Below are 1,252 nucleotides of genomic sequence, written 5' to 3' on the forward strand. Positions count from 1 at the left end.
GGGTTCACGGCTGCGCGCGACGTTCACGACGTCGTCGCGGAACTCCTTGGGATAGGGCTTGGGCATGGTGTACATCCTTCCATCGACGCCTCTCAGCGCCACAGATCAGGTGTCACCGAACCGTGCATCAGTCCCTGCTGGCAGGCGATGATGCCCAGGGCCGTGGCCAGATGGGTCTTGCCCGTGCCCGGGGGCCCGAGCATCACAATGTTGCCGGCCTCGGCCAGATACCGCCCGGAGGCCATCGCGGCGTAGTCGGCGTGGGTGATCGCCGTCTGGGTAGAGAAGTCGAAGTCCTCGGCGGTCTTGATCGCCGGGAACCCGGCAGCGGTGATCCGCAGCCGGGCCCCGGAGGCGTTGCGGGCGGCGACCTCGCGCTCTAGCACGGCGGCGAGGTACTCCTCGTAGGACCAGTGGCTGGTGCGGGCGGTGTTGGCGATGCGGGTGGCGGCCTCGCGGATCCGGGGTGCCTTCAGCGAGGCGGTGAGGTACTCCAGGGTCTTGGCCGTCTCGGCCGGTGTGGTGGCCATCAGGCGACCTCGATCCCGAAGGCGCGGTCGTAGTCGGCCAGATCCCGTACCAGCGGATCCGGCTCGATGCCCGGGTGCGGGCGCTGCTGGTAGGCCCGGCGCAGCACCGCGGCGGTGGCCACATGTGCGGGGTCGGTGACCGTGGTCGCTGACGCCCAGCAGCGGGGGTGGTCGGCCACGACCCGGCCCTGATGACGTACGACCACCCGGTGCAGGTCGGCGGTGACCTCGACCATGGCTCCGATCACGGTCGGGTCCACGGAGTAGTCGTTGCCGGCGACCCGCACGTAGTAGTCCCGGCCCAGCCGCACCCAGGTGCGGTGCCCGAGGGCCGGGGCGACCGACGGTACGGGGAGCATCGCGGCCCGATCAGCGGTGATCAGCTCCGCCGGCCGGGCGGCGATGGCCCGCACCCGCCGGGTGTTGGCGGCCACCAGCCAGCCGCGCAGCTGGGCGTTGACGTCGGCCGGGGAAGCGAAACTGCGCCCGGGAAGGAAGGAGGTCTCGAGGTAGCCGTTGGCCCGCTCCACGATGCCCTTGGATTCCGGGTCGTAGGGCTTGAGCTGCACCAGGGTCGCCGCCATCGTGCCCATGAACGCGGCCATCCCCTCGGCCGGGCGGCCCCCGCGACCGATGCCGGACTCGTTGTCCCAGACCCACCGCCGCGGCACGCCCTGGATCTGCTCGACCACCAGGTGCCACATCCCGGCCAGCAGATCACC

At 71.1% G+C, this 1,252-nt stretch carries 2 protein-coding genes; both read right to left on the reverse strand.

Going from position 1 to position 1,252, the window contains the following annotated elements; translation table 11 throughout:
* Positions 1-92 precede the first annotated feature (92 nt).
* On the reverse strand, positions 93-530 hold the full coding sequence (locus H488_RS0119065) for an ATP-binding protein (protein ID WP_017834566.1): 438 nt from the start codon (positions 528-530) through the stop codon (positions 93-95).
* Positions 530-1,252: Mu transposase domain-containing protein (locus H488_RS33260; protein ID WP_017834567.1), on the reverse strand; the 723-nt coding region annotated here is incomplete at its 5' end. The genes H488_RS0119065 and H488_RS33260, both read right to left, overlap by 1 nt.

The sequence above is a fragment of the Kocuria sp. UCD-OTCP genome (assembly GCF_000349605.1).
Taxonomy (GTDB): domain Bacteria; phylum Actinomycetota; class Actinomycetes; order Actinomycetales; family Micrococcaceae; genus Kocuria; species Kocuria rosea.